This window comes from uncultured Aquabacterium sp. (assembly GCF_947366995.1).
Classification (GTDB): domain Bacteria; phylum Pseudomonadota; class Gammaproteobacteria; order Burkholderiales; family Burkholderiaceae_C; genus Aquabacterium.
The window spans coordinates 1-17,315 of the sequence record NZ_CANBCC010000014.1 but is presented as its reverse complement, the minus strand read 5'-3'; the positions used below and the strand labels follow the sequence as shown (position 1 = coordinate 17,315).

Here is a 17,315-nt window from a genome sequence, read left to right as displayed (position 1 = left end):
ATGCTGACGGGTTCAGATTGGAAAGCAGCCGCGCACACCTGGCTTACAGAGGCTCCCGTAGAGCATCAGCGCTACGCATTGGTCGACATGGCCAACGTTCATGTAGACAAGCGTCAGGTTTTGGCGCGCTTGAAAGCACGCCAGGCTCACAACATCTTGGCGGATGAACGACCTGACGCGCAAGAAGCCAGCGCATGGCTCATGCCGCTGCGGCCTGAGCGGCCAGGCCTGCGCGACTTTGACGAAACGCTCGAATGGGCCAGCCGGAGCGCTTGTGTGACGTGGCTGCACAGCACGCTGGCACCCAGCGCCTTGGCACACGCATTGAACGAGCGCACCATGGCCACACTGCCAGACGACTACCATGTGCTGCTCCGGTGCTATGACCCGCGCGTCTTGCCCGAGATCCATGCGGTGTTGCGAGAAGATCAAGCGATGCGGTATTGGGCATTGGGCGGCCAGTGGGCCTATGTGGACCGCGCGCGCACCTTCCGTACCATCGAATTGCCGCCCACGACCGAGGCAGCACCCTTTGCGGCCCCCTTGATCCTGACGCAGCATCAAGCCGATCTCTTGCTCGCCGCGGCCGAGGTGGACACGGTCATGCCGGAGTTGGTACGCGAATCTCCTGAAGCGTTCTTGGCTGTTCAGGTCGAAGAAAGGGTAGCTATGACCAGACGCATGCTGAAGGCAGCAGACCGGCTACGGCTGGAAGCGCTCTCTGACCGCGTGATGTTCTGCGTGTTGTCGTTGGAGCTGGGCGAAGGCTTCGAAGACAGCAAGGAGTGGGCTACTGCAATGGCCCAAGTCAAGAATCGCCAGTCGACGCTGCGCCAGGCCATTGAACACGTCACCCGCAAATGAAGCCAACGATCTTTGTCACCCTCTTCACCGCTTGCCTTGGTATCACAGCTTGCGTGGCGTCCCCATCCAGTCCGGTGGCGGAGAGCGGGAGCGGGGCACGTGACCTACAAGGTCTTTTGATTCAAGGCTACAACTACACGGACACCTACATCGACAGCTTCACGGTCAATGGGGCAGGCGGAGGCAACATCTTTGTGAGCAGCCCGACGACTGGTGGAGGCAAATCTACTTGCTGCTACAGCTTCGACCCCAATGCAGACCGACCCATCCAGTTGAAGATCCGATGGGCCGCGGCCTACTGCATGGAACAGAAAGCCAACCCATACGCTTTCGGTCCTCGCTTTGTGGTTGAACGCAAGACGCTATGGAAGGAGGCACTGATTCCCTTGAGCGCCGTGTCGACACCGGCCATGGCGCTGGAGGTGCACTTCTACCCCGACGGCCATGTCGAAGCCGCGGTAACACCGGGCTATTCCCCACCTCGGCTGAAACTGCCCATCACCGCAGACGAACAACGCCCAGGCGCCTCTCACAACCATCCACCGTGCAGCCATGATCAACGCCAGCAAGCCCGCTGATGCCTCTACGGCAGGTCCCGCCACGCGACAGCCTTACGAAGCCCTGAGCAGCAGCGCAGCAGCTTCCACCACCTTGACCGCACCGGTGTGCCCCCCCCCGCAAGCTCCCTTGGAGGGGCCAGACCTCGCTCAACGCGCGCAGGCCCTGGATGCGCGCTTGGCCGCGCAGCGTCCTGCTCACACGTGCAGAGTCACACTGAAGATCGCCTTCTTCTTCGACGGCACCGGCAACAACCTGGACGCTGACGAAGGTACGGACAAGCACAGCAATGTCGCCCGCCTGTTCAAAGCACACCCCAGGGAAGATATCGAGAAAGGCGTCTATGCTCACTACATCCCAGGCTTAGGCACCTACTTCAAGGACATTGGCGACATCGGTGACGACGACGGCATGGCCTTTGGCAAGTACGGCGATGCGCGCCTGGATCAGGCCATGAAGTGGCTCGATGCCACCATCGCCAAGCACCCCAGTGACAAAATCGAAGCCGTCAACCTGGCCATCTTTGGCTTTTCCCGCGGAGCCACTCTGGCGCGCGCGTTCGCGCGGCGGGTGGACAGCCGCTGTTATTGGAATGCCAGTACCGGCAAAGCAACGCTGACAAGCATCGATCGTCCGTGCGAGATCTACTTTCTTGGCCTGTTCGACACTGTGGCTTCGGTTGGTCTGCCCGCGAGCACCAGCCTGGGCTCGCTGGCTGCGGCCAAGAAGTGGATGGCGCTGGATACGGCCATGGCGCGCCGCAGAAACTGGCTCAACACCCTGGCCTTCGGTGACGCCCCAGGCGCCGATCCCACCCCTGGCGCGTTCGACGGGCACGGCTCATGGGCCAGGAACCTCCGCATTCCCCCGCTGGTGACGCGAACCGTACACCTCATGGCGATGAACGAGTTCAGAAATTCGTTCCCCCTGGACACGGTGTGGGATGGCGCGAACTTACCCGCTGGCGCGCAGGAAGTGGTTTATCCCGGGGCGCACTCGAACGTCGGCGGTGGATACCGCCCTGGAGAGGGCGGGAAAAGTCCGCTCAAGAGCTTCTTGCTCAGCAAGATTCCGCTGCGGAGAATGTATGAGGAGGCCGTTACGTCTGGCGTCCCCTTGAAGCGACTGAGTGATCCCGCGATCGCTGGCGACTTCGAGTTTGATTCGGCACTGGGCGAACGATTCAACAAGGTGTTGTCCGCAGGTGGATTCACTGAAGGCCGCCTCGGCGATGCCCTCCTTGCCAACAGCGAACTGTATTACCGTTGGCGCTTTCGCAAGATCCGCCTGCGCTTGCGGGATCAGGAATACGCAGAAATCAAGAAGCAGAACGACATCTTCCGCAAGGAGGACGAAGGCGACCCAGCGTCCGGGCAGCAAGGCCTGCAGGCCAGGGTCCGTGCGCTGGAACAGGATCCTGCGCGGCTGCGCGCTGAAAAGGACATGAACGACAAGAAAAGTGCCTGGCTGCTTGCGTGTCAGTCTTCGCCAGACTTTCCGCACGAGCAAGAACACCAAGCCTACTTGAGAGCCAAGGCCCATTTTGACGACGTCAACGATGCCTTCCTGCGCGAGCGTGCAAAGCAGCGAGCCCTGCCGGATTACAGCGACGAGTTGATCGGAAACCTTGACATCTATGACAAGAACCTGTTGAAGGACATCGAATACATCAAAGCCCATCAAGCAGGAGGCAATACGCGCCTGAGGCCGCATTACCAACGGATGCTGAAGGCGTACGAAGACGAGTTCATCCACGGCAAGGGTTTGAGCGACCCGCTCGTCATCGAGTTCTTCGATCACTTTGTCCATGACTCTCTGGCCGGCTTCGCCAAAGACGAGACGCTGCCATCCGACCCGCGCTGTTGCTACATCGGCGGTGACAAGGAGCTGAAGTTCGCAAACAACCGCCCCTTGTCGGAACATGGATCGACGGCCTTTGGCTGATCGCCCGGACCGACCATTGCCTGAAGGGATCATCAGTTCGATCTATTTTGCAGATCAAGCCTGAAAGGGAAAGGCTGGTGCTCAAGGCAGCGATCCATCTGGCAGCGACAGAACGCGAATTGCTCCGCTGAACGACCAGGGTCCCGCCCGAGGCAGAATCAGGGTGTCTCGCTCACCCATCGCGCTCGTCCTCATGCCCACCCGCCTCACCCCCACCGTGGCCCTCGCCGCCGCCCTCATCCTCCCCGCCCACGCCGCCAAGCCTTTCCAGGGCCCTGACCTCAGCGGCGTGTACGACTGCACCGGCCAGGACGCCAAGGAAGGCCCCTACACCGCCGTCGTCACCATGGCGCTCGAAAAGTCGCAGAGCGTGGGCGCTTATGGCGCTTACGCGTTCAAGATGGAGGTGCCCGATTTCGGCACCTACCTGGGTCAGGCCGTGGCCACGGGCTCGCACATCGCCATCACCTTCGCCCTGACCGATCCGTCCACCAAGGACTACGGCACCGGCCTGGGCACGGTCTCGGTGCGCAAGGGCAAGGCCAGCTTCCAGAAGTTCTATTACGAGGCCGAGTTCAAGGGCGGCAACCACGGCTTCGAGCGCTGCGTGCGCCGCTGAGCGCAGCCCCTCTCAGCACTCCACGATGTTGACGGCCAGCCCGCCGCGGGCCGTCTCCTTGTACTTGCTCATCATGTCGGCGCCGGTCTCGCGCATGGTCTTGATGACCTTGTCCAGGCTCACGTGGTGGCGCCCGTCGCCGCGCAGCGCCATGCGGGCCGCATTCACGGCTTTCACCGACGCGATCGCGTTGCGCTCGATGCACGGGATCTGCACCAGCCCGCCCACCGGGTCGCAGGTCAGGCCCAGGTGGTGCTCCATGCCGATCTCGGCGGCGTTCTCGACCTGCTCGGGCGTGCCGCCCAGCACCGCGCACAGCGCGCCGGCGGCCATCGAGCAGGCCACGCCCACCTCGCCCTGGCAGCCCACCTCCGCCCCGCTGATGCTGGCGTTTTCCTTGTAGAGGATGCCGATGGCGCCGGCCGTCAGCAGGAAGTCGATGACGCCCTGCTCGCTGGCGCCGGGCACGAACTGCCGGTAGTAGTGCAGCACCGCGGGCACGATGCCGGCCGCGCCGTTGGTGGGCGCCGTCACCACCCGCCCCCCCGCGGCGTTCTCCTCGTTCACGGCCAGGGCGTAGAGGTTGATCCAGTCCATGGCGCGCAACGGGTCCTGCGCTGCGGCGGCATCGGGCGGCGCCGACAGCTGCCGGTGCAGTTCGGCCGCGCGCCGGCGCACCTTGAAGCCGCCAGGCAGCGTGCCGTCGGTGGCGCAGCCGCGGGCCACGCAGTCCTGCATCACGCGCCAGATGCGCAGCAGGCCGCGGTCGATCTCGTCGTCGCTGCGCCAGTGGCGTTCGTTGCGGCGCATCACGGCGGCGATGCTCAGGCCTTCACGGCGCGACAGCGCCAGCAGCTCGTCGGCGCTGCGAAACGGCAGCGGCAGCACGGTGGTGTCGGGGGCGATGACCTTGTGGCGCTGGCCGTCTTCGGCCACCTGCTCGCTGACCACGAAGCCGCCGCCCACCGAGTAGTAGCGCTGCGCGTCGAGCACGGTGCCAGCGTCGTCGAAGGCCGTGCACGCCATGCCGTTGGCGTGAAAGGGCAGCGATTCGCGGCGGTGGAAGATCAGGTCGTCGCGTTCGGCGAAGGCGATGTCGTGAGACCCCAGCAGCGCGATGCGCCCTGCTTCGCGGATGGCGCCCAGCACGGCCGGGATGGCATCCACGTCCACCGATTCGGGCTCGTGGCCGGCCAGACCCAGCAGCACGGCCTTGTCGCTGCCGTGGCCCTTGCCCGTGGCCCCGAGCGAGCCGTACAGCGCCACACTCACGCGGGCGGTGCGGGCCAGCACCCCGCCGCGCTGCAGGCGCTCGGCAAACATCCGCGCGGCGCGCATCGGCCCCACGGTGTGCGAGCTTGAGGGCCCGATGCCGATCTTGAAGAGGTCGAAGACGCTGACAGCCATGACCCCATTGTTCGGCCGAACCGGGCCGCGAGGCATGGCGGATTCCCCCAGGCCCTGACGGGCACAGGGGCAGGCGGGCGGAAGCCGGGGCACAGACGGGCCCCAGCCGCCTCGCGTCACCCCTTGTCCGGCAGCAGGAAGTTGCGCGCGCCCAGCCCCAGGGCATCGGCGGGCTGGGCGGTCTCGTCCTTCAGGCCCACGCCGGTCAGTTCGCGGCGGCGGGCTTCGGTCAGCAGCCAGTGCAGCTTGTCGGCGGCTTCGTCGTAGGGCAGACCGGCGGGGCGCACGTTCGAGATGCAGTTGCGGCTGGCGTCGGTCAGGCCCACACGCGGCATCCAGGTCATGTACAGACCCATGCTGTCGGGTGAACTCAGGCCCGGCCGTTCTCCGATCAGGATCACCACCAGGCGGGCGCCGAGCAGCTCGCCCACCTCGTCGGCCACGGCCACGCGGCCTTGTTCGACCAGGGCGATCGGGGCGATGCGCCAGCCTTCGTCGCGAAGGCGGGGCACCATGCGCTGCAGAAAGGGCAGGGCGTGGCTGCCGATCGCGAGCGCCGACAGCCCATCGGCCACGACAAAGGCGACGTCGTAGGGCCGCGCGGTGGGCGCGTCGGGCCCGGCCGTTGCCCGGCTGCCGCCCGCATCACGGCGCTCGGTCAGTTGCGCCCGTGAGGCCGCGTCCAGCCTTCGCCCCAGGTCGGGCCGCTGCAGGTAGGTGTCGCGGTCGGTGGCCGCGCTGTGCAGCCGCAGGCAGCCCAGCTTGAGCGAAGCCAGCGCCTGTTGCAGCGCGTCCAGATCCAGCGCCAGGTGCACGGCATCGCGTGCCTGGGCGTGCGCCAGCTGGAAGGCCAGTTGCGGCTGCGTGGGTTGGCTCACGCCGGCCCGACCGAGCCCGATGCGCGCGGCGGTGAAGTGGCGCAGGGCGGCCCAGGGGTTGGCGTGCACCAGCGGGGGCGCGTCGGAACGATCATCCTGTGCCATCAGGCCGCCCCCTTGAGCGCAGGCTGAAACAAGGCCGGCATGCCCTCCGGGAGGCGGAAGCCCGCATCGGCCTGGCTGAAGATGCCCACGCGGGCCAGCCACGCTTCGAACTCGGGCGCCGGCCGCAAGCCCAGCACGCGGCGCGCATACAGCGCATCGTGGAAGGACGTGGTCTGGTAGTTCAGCATGATGTCGTCCGAACCCGGGATGCCCATCACGAAGGTGCAGCCGGCCGCGGCCAGCAGCGTCAGCAGCACGTCCATGTCGTTCTGGTCGGCTTCGGCGTGGTTGGTGTAGCAGACGTCGCAGCCCATGGGCAGGCCCAGCAGCTTGGCGCAGAAGTGGTCTTCCAGCCCGGCGCGGATGATCTGCTTGCCGTCGTACAGGTACTCCGGCCCGATGAAGCCCACCACCGTGTTCACCAACAGCGGCTTGAAGTGGCGCGCCACGGCATAGGCGCGGGCCTCGCAGGTCTGCTGGTCGACACCATGGTGGCCGTTGGCCGACAGCGCACTGCCCTGGCCGGTTTCGAAGTACATGACGTTGTCGCCGACCGTGCCGCGGTGCAGCGACAGCGCCGCCGCACGGGCCTCGCCCAGCACGGCCAGGTCGATGCCGAAGCTGCGGTTGGTGGCCTCCGTGCCGCCGATGGACTGGAAAACCAGGTCGACCGGCGCGCCGCGCTCGATGGCCTGGATGGTGTTGGTGACGTGGGTCAGCACGCACGACTGCGTGGGGATCTCGTAGCGCGCGATGACCTCGGCCATCATGGTCACCAGCTTGATGACCTGGGGCACGTTGTCGGTGGCCGGGTTGATGCCGATGACGGCGTCGCCGCTGCCATAGAGCAGGCCGTCGAGCATGCTGGCCGCGATGCCGCTGGCGTCGTCGGTCGGGTGATTGGGTTGCAGCCGGGTGGAGAAGCGCCCCGGCAGGCCGATGGTGTTGCGAAAAGCCGAGCGCACCGCGCATTTGCGAGCGACCAGGATCAGGTCCTGGTTGCGCATGATCTTGCTGACGGCCGCGGCCATCTCGGGCGTGATGCCGGGTGCCGCCGCGGCCAGCGCATCGGCATCGGTGTCGTCGGCCAGCAGCCAGTTGCGGAAGTCGCCCACGGTCAGGTGGGCGATGGGCGCAAAGGCGGCGGCGTCGTGCGTGTCGAGGATGAGGCGGGTGACCTCGTCCTCTTCATACGGGATCAGCGCCTCGTTCAGGAAGGTACGCAGCGGCAGTTCGGCCAGCGCCATCTGGGCCACCACGCGCTCCTGCGCCGAGCCTGCGGCCACGCCGGCCAGCCGGTCGCCCGAGCGGGCCGGCGTGGCCTTGGCCATCAGGTCCTTCAGGTCCCGGAACGTGAAGGTGTGGGCCCCCACCCGGTGGGCATAGCGCGGCGCGGTGGTCTCGGTCATCGTCAGTGCAGGGCGGGCGTCACGGCGGATGCGGCCTCGGGTGTGGCGCGCTGGTGGCCCGTGACGAGGTGGTACACGTAACCCACGGCCAGCATGGCCACGAACACGCCGAAGATCAAGGGGTTGTAATAGACCATCGTGGCCATGCACACCAGGGCGCCGCACAGCGCGATCGCCGGGAAGACCGGGTACAGCGGCGCGCGGAAGGGCCGCACCATGCCCGGCTCGCTGCGGCGCAGCTTGAACAGGCTCAGCATGCTGAGGATGTACATGAGGATGGCGCCGAACACGCTCATCGTGACGATGTTGGCCGTCAGCGTCTGGCCGCCGAACTGGATCAGCTGGTCGCTGTAGATGGCCGCGATGCCGACCACCCCGCCGGCAAGGATGGCGCGATGCGGCGTGTGAAAGCGCGGGTGAACCTGCGCGAAGAAGGCGGGCAGGTAGCCTTCACGGGCCAGCGCGAAGATCTGGCGCGAGTAGCCCAGGATGATGCCGTGGAAGCTCGCCACCAGGCCGAAGAGGCCCAGCCACACCAGCATGTGCAGCCAGCCACTGTTCTCGCCCACGATCATCTTCATGGCCTGGGGCAGCGGGTCGTTGATGTTGGCCAGCTGGGTCCAGTCGCCGGCACCGCCGGCAAACACCATCACGCCGATCGCCAGTGCCACCAGCGTCAGGATGCCGGTGATGTAGGCGATGGGAATGGAGCGCTTCGGGTCCTTGGCTTCTTCTGCCGCCATGGCCACGCCTTCGATCGCCAGGAAGAACCAGATGGCAAACGGGATGGCCGCAAAGATGCCGGGAATGGCCGCGAGGCTGAATTCGTCCTGACCGGACCAGCCGCCCTTGACCAGGTTGGCCACCGAGAAACCGGGTGAGACCACGCCCATGAAAACAAGCAGTTCGAAGATGGCCAGCAACGTCACCAGCAGCTCGAAGGTGGCGGCAATCTGCACGCCGACGATGTTGAGCCCCATGAAGATCAGGTAGGCGCCCAGGGCCGCCGTCTTGGGGTCGAGCGATGGGAACTGCACGTTGAGGTAGGCCCCGATGGCCAGCGCAATGGCCGGTGGCGCGAACACGAACTCGATCAGCGTGGCCGCTCCGGCCAGGTAACCACCCTTGGGCCCGAAGGCGCGCCGGCTGTAGGCGAACGGACCGCCCGCGTGCGGGATCGACGTCGTCAGTTCGGTGAAGCTGAAGATGAAGGTCGTGTACATGGTGGCCACGAACAGCGCCGTGACCATGAAGCCCAGCGTGCCGGCCGAGGCCCAGCCAAAGCTCCAGCCGAAGTACTCGCCCGATATGACGAGGCCGACGGCAATGCCCCAGAGCTGAAGGGTGCTCAGCACGGGCTTGAGGGTGTGCGAACCGGTGGGGGGTGAGGTCGACATGATGGCAACGGGCCGGCAAGGGCGCGCAGGTGGATGGATCTGAGCTCACTGTAGAAAGGCCCCCGGGCGGGCGTTATCGGATTTCGGCAAACCTGTGGGAGGGCGCGGGCTGGCGCCGCAGGTTTGCCGAATCTTGATAAGGATTTCCGCCGAACGCCCGAAATACTGGAGGTGCCTCAGCAACCCACATGGAGCCTCACGCATGTCCCTGATCCACGCGCTGCGCCGCCTTCCCGTCTTGCCCCTTGCGGCCTCGCTGGCCCTGCTTGCCCCGCTGTGCGGCCACGCGCAGACGACCACGGCCTCCGGCTGGACCCTGACCGGCACCGCCGGCGTGGTGTCCGACTACCTGTTCCGCGGTGTGTCGCAAACCCAGGGCAAGCCCGCTGCCCAGTTGACCTTCGACGCGACACACCGGGACGGCTGGTTCGCCGGCCTGTTCGGCTCGGGCGTGTCGAACGCGGCCTACCCCAACGGTTCGGGCACCGAGATCGACCTGTATGGCGGCTGGCGCACCGAGCTCAGCCCGGGCGTGGGGCTGGAACTGGGCTTCATCAGCTACTGGTTCCCTGGCGCCTTCACGCGCGATGCCGATGGCAAGCACGTGAGCTACGACACCCAGGAGTTGCACGCGGCCGTCAGCCACGGCGCCGCCTCGGCCGGGATCTGGCATGCCGTCAGTTCGCACTGGTCCGGCTTTGCGGTGGACCCCTACAGCGGCGCCAACAAGAGCTCGCGCGGCTCGACCTACATCGAGGCCAACTGGAACCCGGAGATCGCCCCGGGTTGGACGCTCAACCTGCATGCCGGCCGCCAGATCGTCAAGAACTTCGCCGCCTACAACTTCACCGACGTGAAGGTCGGGGTCTCGCGCGTGGAGGGCCCGTGGACGTTCTCGCTGGCTGGCAGCCACAACACCGGCGACGCGAAGAAGGGCGACACCGCGCTGTGGACCTTCTTCGACGCCAACGGGCGCGGCCGCAACGTGGTGGGCACACGCTGGGTGGCCAGCGTCACGCGCAGCTTCTGACCGCAAGCAGGGGCGCGGCACCGAGCGGGTAGGAAAGTTGCTTGAAGCAGGGCTGACGCTGTTTTCCGCCCTGCACCATGCCCGCACACCCGCTCGTTGCCGACCACCCTCTGCCTGCTGCACCGCTGTGGGGCGCGCTCGCGGCCACCCCGTCGGGCCTGCACCAGGCGGTCGCGCAGGACGTCGATGAACACGCGCACAACCTGACCGCCTGGCATCAGCAGTACGACCAGCTCGGGGCTGGGTGCTTCGTCGGCCGGCTGACCGAGTGGCGCCTGCCCCACATCCAGGTCTTCCGCGAGCAGACCAGCCAGGCGCTGCGCCAGTCGTGCGAGGTCTGGGCCGATTCCTTCTGGTTCGGCGTGCCCGACCCGGCCGCCACGCTGCCCACCCGCATCAACGGCCGCCTGCACGGCTCGCACGACGTGATGGTACGCCCGGGCGGCGAGCGCTTCGACCTCGTCACCCCCGACCGCCACAGCCTGTTCGGCGTGGTGGTGCAGCGCCAGGCACTGCAGGACGCAGCCGCACGGCAAGGCTGCCATGTCGACTGGGACGCGCTGCATCAGGCGGAGGTGCTGCGCGTGCAGGAAGGTGCCCGGCACGCCTGCCTGAACGCGCTGGACGGGCTGCTGCCGCTCAGCGAACCGCATGCCACCGGCTGGCATGGCGCCGACCTGGTGGCCATGGAAGGGGCCGTGCTGAGCCTGCTGCTCGATCTGCTTGACACCAGCGAAGCCGACACCGCGGTACGGCAGAGCGTGGCCCGCCGGCAGAAGGTGGTGGCCCACGCACGCGAGTACGTGCTGACACACCCGGACCAGGCGGTGACGGTGCCCGAGCTGTGCGAGCGCCTGCACGTGAGCCGCCGCACGCTGCAGTACTGTTTCGAAGAGGTCATGGGCCTGAGCCCGATCCAGTACCTGCGCGCGATCCGCCTCAATGGCGCCCGCCGCCATCTGCGCGAGGCTGCGCGCCATGGGCAGGGCGTGCAGGATGTGGCCGCGCGCTGGGGCTTCTGGCATTTGAGCCAGTTCGCACTGGACTACCGCAAGCTCTTCGGCGAAAGCCCATCCGACACATTGACCCGCGGCGCGCACTGAGCGCCCGCGCACGCCCTCACGCCAACTGGCCCCAGGCCAGACGGCGCGCTTCGGCCCGCACCACACACGCCATTCGCTCGGCATCGGGCATCTCGCGCCAGGCGCGGATGTCGTCGATCGTGCGGCCACAGCCGGTGCAGACCTTGTCGGCGTCCAGCTTGCACAGGCTGCGGCACGGGCTGGGCACGGAGGGCTCGGGGGCGGCGGGTTGAACGGGCAACGACATGGGCCCGCACCGTAGGGCAAGCCGCCCGGGTGCGTGCGGCCGTCATGGTCTTGTCCCCACCCGGATGCAGGGCAGGCCGGGCGGTGCCGATATGCTGTGGGCATGCTTCACGTCCGCCAGCTGGCCAAGCGCTATGGCCCCGATCCGGTCTTCTCCCAAGTCGACTTGCACGTCCGTCCGGGCGAGTTCGTCGCCATCGTCGGCGAGTCCGGCGTCGGCAAGTCGACGCTGCTCAATGCGCTGGCCGGGCTGGACACGGTGTCCGAAGGCGAGGTGACGGTGCTGGACACGCCCATCACGACGCTGGGCGAGGCCGAGCAGGCGCTGTTCCGCCGCCGGCACCTAGGCTTCGTGTTCCAGGCCTTTCACGTGCTGCCGCACCTCGACGTGGCGCAGAACGTGGCCCTGCCGCTGATGCTGCTGGGCCAGCGCGACGATGGGCGCGTGGCGCAGGCGCTCGCCGACGTGGGGCTCGATGGCCTGGGCGCGCGGCTGCCGCAGCAGCTCTCGGGCGGGCAGCTGCAGCGCGTGGCGATTGCCCGCGCCCTGGTGCACCGCCCGGCGCTGATCCTGGCCGACGAGCCGACCGGCAACCTCGACCCGCGCACGGCCGAGCAGGTGATGTCGGTGCTGGTGGCGCAGACCCGACAGCATGGCACAGCGTGCGTGATGGTCACCCACTCCGAGGCCGCTGCGGCGCGGGCCGACCGCGTGCTGCGGCTCACGGCCACCGGCCTGACGGAACTGACGCGGCCGGCCCCCGGCACGGCGCCGCATCCGGCATGACGCCCGCAGCCGACACCGCCGCACCGCGGGTGCTGGGCCGCCTGCTGCGCGCGTTCTCGTGGCCCGAACTGCGCCACCACGGGCTGCGCCATGCCACGGCGGTGCTGGCCGTCATGCTGGGTGTGGCGCTGGCGTTTTCGGTGCAGCTGATCAACAGCTCGGCGCTCAGCGAGTTCAGCGCCGCCGTGCGCAGCGTCAATGGCCAGGCCGACCTGAGCCTGCGCGCGGCAAGCGGCAGCCTGGACGAAGCCCTGTATGCCCGCGTGGCTGCCCACCCGGAGGTGCGGCTTGCCAGCCCGGTGGTCGAGGTGCGCACACGCGCGCGGCGCGTCGGATCAGGCGGCACGCCAGAAAAGGCTCAACCGGTGAGCCTGCAGGTGATCGGTCTGGACGGGCTGGTGGCGGCCCCGCTCGCCCCCACGCTGATGGCGCGGCCCGTCGAACGGGCGTCGTCCGACGAGGGCGATCGCTTTGCCTTGTTGCGTCCGGACGCCATCTCGCTGAACGCCACGGCGCGGCGCGCGCTGGGTGTGCAGCCGGGTGATGCCATCGAGGTGCAGGCCGGGCTGGCGTGGCGCCGGCTGTCGGTGGTGGGCGAGGTGGGGGCCACCGGCGCGGCGCTGGGCGTGATGGACATTGCCGGGGCACAGCAGGTGTTCGCGCAGTGGGGCCGGCTGCAGCGGCTCGATCTGCAGCTTGTGGAGGGCGCACAACCCGCCGCCGTGCTGCGCGCACTGGCCCTGCCGCCCGGGGTCAGTGCCGATTCGGCCGACGACGCGGGCGAGCGCGTCTCGAACGTGTCCCGCGCCTACCGCGTCAACCTCACGGTGCTGGCCCTGGTGGCGCTGTTCACCGGTGCGTTCCTGGTGTTCTCGATCCTGTCGCTGTCGGTCGCCAAGCGCCAGCAGCAGTTCGCGCTGCTGGGCGTGCTGGGCCTGGGCGCGCGAGAACGGCTGCAGCTCGTGCTGGCCGAATCGGCGCTGATCGGCGTGGTGGGCTCGGCGCTGGGCCTGGCGCTGGGCACAGGGCTGGCCGCCGCCGCCCTGCGCCTGCTGTCGGGCGACCTGGGTGGCGGCTACTTCCCCGGCATTGCGCCGGCCTTGCAGTGGTCACCCGGCGCGGCCGCCCTGTACGGCGCATTGGGCGTCGTGGCCGCGCTGGCGGGCGGCTGGCTGCCGGCAAGATCGGCGCAACGGCTGGCCCCCGCGCAGGCGCTGAAGGGCTTGGGCGAACTGGGCGGCGCAGGGCGCTCGGCCTGGATCGGCCCAGGCCTGCTGTTGGCCGGCGTCGGCCTGGCCCTGCTGCCGCCAGTGGGCGGCGTGCCGCTGTGGGCCTACCTGGCCGTCGCCGCCATCCTGATGGGCGGCATTGCCTGTGTGCCGGCCGCAGTGGGCGGGTTGCTGAGCCTGTTCCCGGCGCCTCGACACGCGGCTGCGCTGCTCGCCGTCGAACGCGCCCGTCGCATGCGCCACACCGCCACGGTGGCCATTGCCGGGGTGGTGGCCAGCCTGAGCCTGTCCGTGGCCCTCACGGTCATGGTGGCCAGCTTCCGCGATTCGGTCACCCAGTGGCTCGATGTGGTGCTGCCGGCCGACCTGTATGCGCGCACCGCCACGAACAACGACCAGGCCGAGGCCCAGAACCTCGGGCCGGCCTTGCTCGAGGGCATCCGCGCGCTGCCGGGGGTGCGCCGCGCCGAAGGGGTCCGCGTGGCCAGCTTGCGGCTGGATGCGGCCCAACCGGCCATTGCGCTGATCGCCCGCCCGCTGTCCGATCCGGCACGCGATCTGCCGCTGGTGGGCGTGGCGCTGCCGGCCCGCACGGTGCAGCCGGGTGAAGTGGGGGCGTGGGTCAGCGAGGCCATGGTGGACCTCTACGGCGCCCGGCCCGGCACGCGCCTGATGCTGCCCCTGCGTGCAGGCCAACCGCCCGTGGCCACGCGGGTGCTCGGCGTGTGGCGAGATTACGCGCGTCAGCAAGGGGCCGTGGTGCTGGCCGAGGCCGACTACCAGCGGCTCACCGGCGACCGTACCGTCAACGACCTGGCCTTGTGGCTCGCGCCCGAGGCCCGGACCGATGCCCTGCAGTCGCAGATCCGCACGCTGGCCACGCAGCAGCAACTCGATGGCAGCCTGCTCGAGTTCGCCGAGCCGAGGCAGATCCGCGAGGTCACGCTGCGCATCTTCGACCGCAGCTTTGCCGTGACCTACTGGCTGCAGGCGGTGGCCATCGGCATCGGCCTGTTCGGCACCGCGGCCAGCTTCTCGGCGCAGGTGCTGGCGCGTCGCAAGGAGTTCGGCCTGCTGGGCCACCTGGGCTTCACGCGCCGGCAGATTCTGGCCACGGTGGCCGGCGAGGGCGCCGCGCTCACCGGTGTCGGAGCCCTGCTGGGGCTGGGCCTCGGCGTCGCCGTAAGCGTGGTGCTGGTGCATGTGGTGAACCCGCAGAGCTTTCACTGGACGATGGACCTGCTGCTGCCGGGATGGCGGCTGGCCGCGCTATGCGCCAGCGTGGTGCTGGCGGGCACGCTGACGGCCTGGCTGGCGGGCCGCGCCGCCGCCGGGCACGACGCGGTGATGGCCGTGAAGGAGGACTGGTGATGCCGATGGACCGACGCCGGGCACTGGCTCGCTTGATGAGCCTGTGCACGCTGCCACCGGGTGCGGCGGCCTGGGCGGCCCAGCCCGAAGGCCGCGGGCCGGCCGATGGTCGCTCGCCCGAAGACCTCCCTCGTGCCGGGCGCACGCTGCGGTTTCCGCGCGACTTCGGCGCCCACCCGGGCAGCCGCACCGAATGGTGGTACCTGACGGGGGCGCTGCAGACAGCCGGCCCCTCGCCACGCCGCTTCGGCTTCCAGATCACCTTCTTTCGCTCGCGCACCGACGTCGGGCCTGACAACCCGAGCGCCTTCGCCCCGCACCAGCTGCTGTTCGCCCACGCTGCCGTGACCGACCTGGCCGGCCGGCGCCTGCTGCACGACCAGCGACTGGCCCGCGCCGGCTTTGGCCTGGCGGAGGCCAGCACCCGCGACACCGACGTGCGCCTGCGCGGCTGGAGCCTGCGCCGCGACGGCGAAGCGGCACAGAGCCGCTACATCGGCCGCGTCGACGCCAGCGACTTTCTGCTCGACCTGCGCTTCAGCCAGACCCAGCCCGTGCTGCTTCAAGGGCAGGGCGGCTTTTCACGCAAGGGGCCCGAGGTCGGTCAAGCCAGCCACTATTACTCGCATCCCCAGCTGCAGGTGGACGGCCGCCTGACGCTCAAGCGGGTCGACCACGCTGGCTCACGCATTGAGCCACTGGTCGTGCAGGGCCGGGCCTGGATGGACCATGAATGGAGCGAGACCGTGATGCACCCCGACGCGGTGGGCTGGGACTGGGTCGGCATGAACCTGGCCGATGGCAGCGCCCTCACCGCCTTCAGGCTGAGGCGGGCCGATGGCAGCACGCTGTGGACCGGCGGCAGCTGGCGCGCACCAGGCCAGCTCGCGCAGGCCTTTGCGAATGGCGAAGTGCAGTTCGCCGCAGGCCGGCGCTGGCGCAGCCCGGCCACCGGGGCCAACTACCCGGTGGCCTGGACGGTGACCCTGCCCGGGGGCCGCCGCTACACGGTAGAGGCCGAACTCGACAACCAGGAGCTCGACAGCCGCGGCAGCACCGGCAGCGTCTACTGGGAAGGGTTGAGCACGCTGAAGGACGACACCGGCCGCATTGTGGGCGGCGGCTATCTGGAGATGACGGGTTACGCCAGCCGACTGGCACTGTGAGCCGCGCACACGCCGGGTACCGCGGGGTTCCCCTGCCTTGCGCTCGACGCTTGACGGGTCTTCAATGGCGGTTCCGCGTGGCATCCCTCACGAAACGTCAATCGTTGCCACGCCATCCCCTCAGGAGGTGCGATGGACTCTCGGCAAGCCCCTTCCCCGTGGCGACGCGCTCGCGTGATCGCCACCGTGGCCGCCCTGGCGGGCCTGTTGGCCGCGGTCTGGGCCGGCGCCACCGGTCATCTGCCCATGGCGGCCCTGCTCGCGGCCGCTGCGGTGGCACTGCTGCCCAGCTCGCTGCTCGGGCGACGGGCCCGGCACCGCTCGGCCTGACGCGCAGGCGCCTGGGATCGGCGCCGCACCCGCCAGCCCACCACGGCGAGCGCCGAGCCCACCAGCAGCCAGCCGTCGGGCTCGGGCACCGGTGCACCCAGCACGGCAAAGGGCGTGATCGAAATGAACCGCTGCCCCCATGCATCCGTCTGCACGAACCGGCTGGACAGGATGGTGCTGACCTGAAGTGACGTCAGCGCGTAGGCGGCCGGATCCTGCAGCGTCGCGTCCATGAGGTTGTTCTCGACACGGGTGTGCATCAGGCCCAGGTTGTGGCCCAGTTCGTGCGCCACCACTGCGGCAGCACGCCACCGATGGGCTTCGATCTCGGCTGGGCCGACAGCTGGCGAGGGCACATGGCACCCCGGGATATGTGCATCTGGCGGCGGACACGGCCACTGCCCTGCCGGCCTGGGCAGCAGGTCCGCCTGAAAGTCGGCACGCACGGTGACGCCCGCGCTGCCCACGCGGGCCAGCCCCACCACGGACGGCGCCGGGATGCCGCGTTCGACATAGCCATCCACATAGAAAAGCGGGATGGTGGGCGACCCGGCCAATCCGGCGCTCTCGGTCAGCGCGCCGAGCGAACCTCGCACATGGCCCCAGGCCTTCAGGTCGATGGTGCGCCAGTCTGCGTTGTGGATCACGCCACCCGGGTTGAAACGGATGTCGATCGGGCTGGCACCGAAGCTGTCCTGCGAAAAGATCGCATCGAGGAAGGACTCGCGCAGAGGCTGGATCTCGGCCGCGTGCGATGCGCCCATCAGGCAGGCGAGCGCCAGCGCCGCCACGCTGGGGTGGCATCGGGCGCGCCGTGAAACGGTCTCGGACATGGGGCCTCCCTTGTTGGCGTCGCGGTGTGCGCGGCCGGTGAGCCCGAAACCTTACTCCGA

At 68.5% G+C, this 17,315-nt stretch carries 15 protein-coding genes; 9 read left to right on the top strand and 6 right to left on the bottom strand.

Translation table 11 applies throughout. The annotated features are described in order from the left end of the window. The 4 genes from Q0Z44_RS06030 (at nt 1) to Q0Z44_RS06015 (ending at nt 3,985) form a co-directional block, all read left to right on the top strand. Nucleotides 1-864 carry a DUF4123 domain-containing protein gene (locus Q0Z44_RS06030; protein WP_298011236.1) on the top strand — a complete coding sequence of 288 codons (864 nt, stop codon included), beginning with the start codon at nt 1-3 and terminating at the stop codon, nt 862-864. Then, complete coding sequence (locus Q0Z44_RS06025) at nt 861-1,442, top strand: DUF3304 domain-containing protein (RefSeq protein WP_298011235.1); 582 nt, start codon at nt 861-863, stop codon at nt 1,440-1,442. The genes Q0Z44_RS06030 and Q0Z44_RS06025 overlap by 4 nt, the downstream gene beginning before the upstream one ends. Beyond that, a complete protein-coding gene (locus Q0Z44_RS06020) occupies nt 1,417-3,366 on the top strand; it encodes a DUF2235 domain-containing protein (RefSeq protein WP_298011234.1) in 1,950 nt (649 codons plus the stop codon). Before Q0Z44_RS06025 ends, Q0Z44_RS06020 begins: the two co-directional genes overlap by 26 nt. Before the next feature lie 193 nt (nt 3,367-3,559). Then, nucleotides 3,560-3,985, top strand: a complete 426-nt coding sequence (locus Q0Z44_RS06015; protein WP_298011233.1) for a hypothetical protein — start codon at nt 3,560-3,562, stop codon at nt 3,983-3,985. Nucleotides 3,986-3,997: 12 nt separating this feature from the next. Here Q0Z44_RS06015 and Q0Z44_RS06010 read toward each other — a convergent pair whose 3' ends face one another. The 4 genes from Q0Z44_RS06010 to eat form a co-directional block, all read right to left on the bottom strand. Next, nucleotides 3,998-5,392: an L-serine ammonia-lyase gene (locus Q0Z44_RS06010; protein WP_298011232.1), complete on the bottom strand. Its 1,395-nt coding sequence runs from the start codon at nt 5,390-5,392 to the stop codon at nt 3,998-4,000. A 116-nt stretch (nt 5,393-5,508) separates the two neighbouring features. Next, the gene (gene eutC / locus Q0Z44_RS06005; RefSeq protein ID WP_298011231.1) at nt 5,509-6,375 is read right to left on the bottom strand and encodes an ethanolamine ammonia-lyase subunit EutC; all 867 of its coding nucleotides are present in this window, start codon (nt 6,373-6,375) and stop codon (nt 5,509-5,511) included. After that, nucleotides 6,375-7,784: an ethanolamine ammonia-lyase subunit EutB gene (locus Q0Z44_RS06000; RefSeq protein ID WP_298011230.1), complete on the bottom strand. Its 1,410-nt coding sequence runs from the start codon at nt 7,782-7,784 to the stop codon at nt 6,375-6,377. Before Q0Z44_RS06000 ends, eutC begins: the two co-directional genes overlap by 1 nt. 2 nt (nt 7,785-7,786) lie before the next feature. After that, a complete protein-coding gene (gene eat, locus Q0Z44_RS05995) occupies nt 7,787-9,181 on the bottom strand; it encodes an ethanolamine permease (RefSeq protein ID WP_298011229.1) in 1,395 nt (464 codons plus the stop codon). Nucleotides 9,182-9,383: 202 nt separating this feature from the next. Here eat and Q0Z44_RS05990 point away from each other — a divergent pair, with 202 nt between their 5' ends. Further along, a complete protein-coding gene (locus Q0Z44_RS05990; protein WP_298011228.1) occupies nt 9,384-10,211 on the top strand; it encodes a TorF family putative porin in 828 nt (275 codons plus the stop codon). A 77-nt stretch (nt 10,212-10,288) separates the two neighbouring features. Next, a complete protein-coding gene (locus tag Q0Z44_RS05985; protein ID WP_298011227.1) occupies nt 10,289-11,314 on the top strand; it encodes a helix-turn-helix domain-containing protein in 1,026 nt (341 codons plus the stop codon). Between the two features lie 16 nt (nt 11,315-11,330). Here the strand turns inward: Q0Z44_RS05985 and Q0Z44_RS05980 are convergent, their stop codons facing one another. Then, complete coding sequence (locus Q0Z44_RS05980) at nt 11,331-11,540, bottom strand: DUF1289 domain-containing protein (RefSeq protein WP_109033786.1); 210 nt, start codon at nt 11,538-11,540, stop codon at nt 11,331-11,333. A 102-nt stretch (nt 11,541-11,642) separates the two neighbouring features. Between Q0Z44_RS05980 and Q0Z44_RS05975 the strand changes: the two genes are divergently transcribed. Genes Q0Z44_RS05975 through Q0Z44_RS05965 form a run of 3 tightly spaced genes read left to right on the top strand, consistent with a single transcriptional unit; the run spans nt 11,643 to nt 16,092 of the window. Beyond that, nucleotides 11,643-12,326 (top strand): ABC transporter ATP-binding protein, encoded by a 684-nt coding sequence (locus Q0Z44_RS05975; protein ID WP_109033785.1) that lies wholly within the window; start codon nt 11,643-11,645, stop codon nt 12,324-12,326. Beyond that, a complete protein-coding gene (locus tag Q0Z44_RS05970) occupies nt 12,323-14,926 on the top strand; it encodes an ABC transporter permease (RefSeq protein WP_298011226.1) in 2,604 nt (867 codons plus the stop codon). Before Q0Z44_RS05975 ends, Q0Z44_RS05970 begins: the two co-directional genes overlap by 4 nt. After that, nucleotides 14,926-16,092, top strand: a complete 1,167-nt coding sequence (locus Q0Z44_RS05965; RefSeq protein ID WP_298011225.1) for a carotenoid 1,2-hydratase — start codon at nt 14,926-14,928, stop codon at nt 16,090-16,092. Before Q0Z44_RS05970 ends, Q0Z44_RS05965 begins: the two co-directional genes overlap by 1 nt. 236 nt (nt 16,093-16,328) lie before the next feature. Here Q0Z44_RS05965 and Q0Z44_RS05960 read toward each other — a convergent pair whose 3' ends face one another. After that, entirely contained in the window at nt 16,329-17,255 is a 927-nt protein-coding gene (locus Q0Z44_RS05960; RefSeq protein WP_298011224.1) for a matrixin family metalloprotease, read from the bottom strand. Nucleotides 17,256-17,315 lie beyond the last annotated feature (60 nt).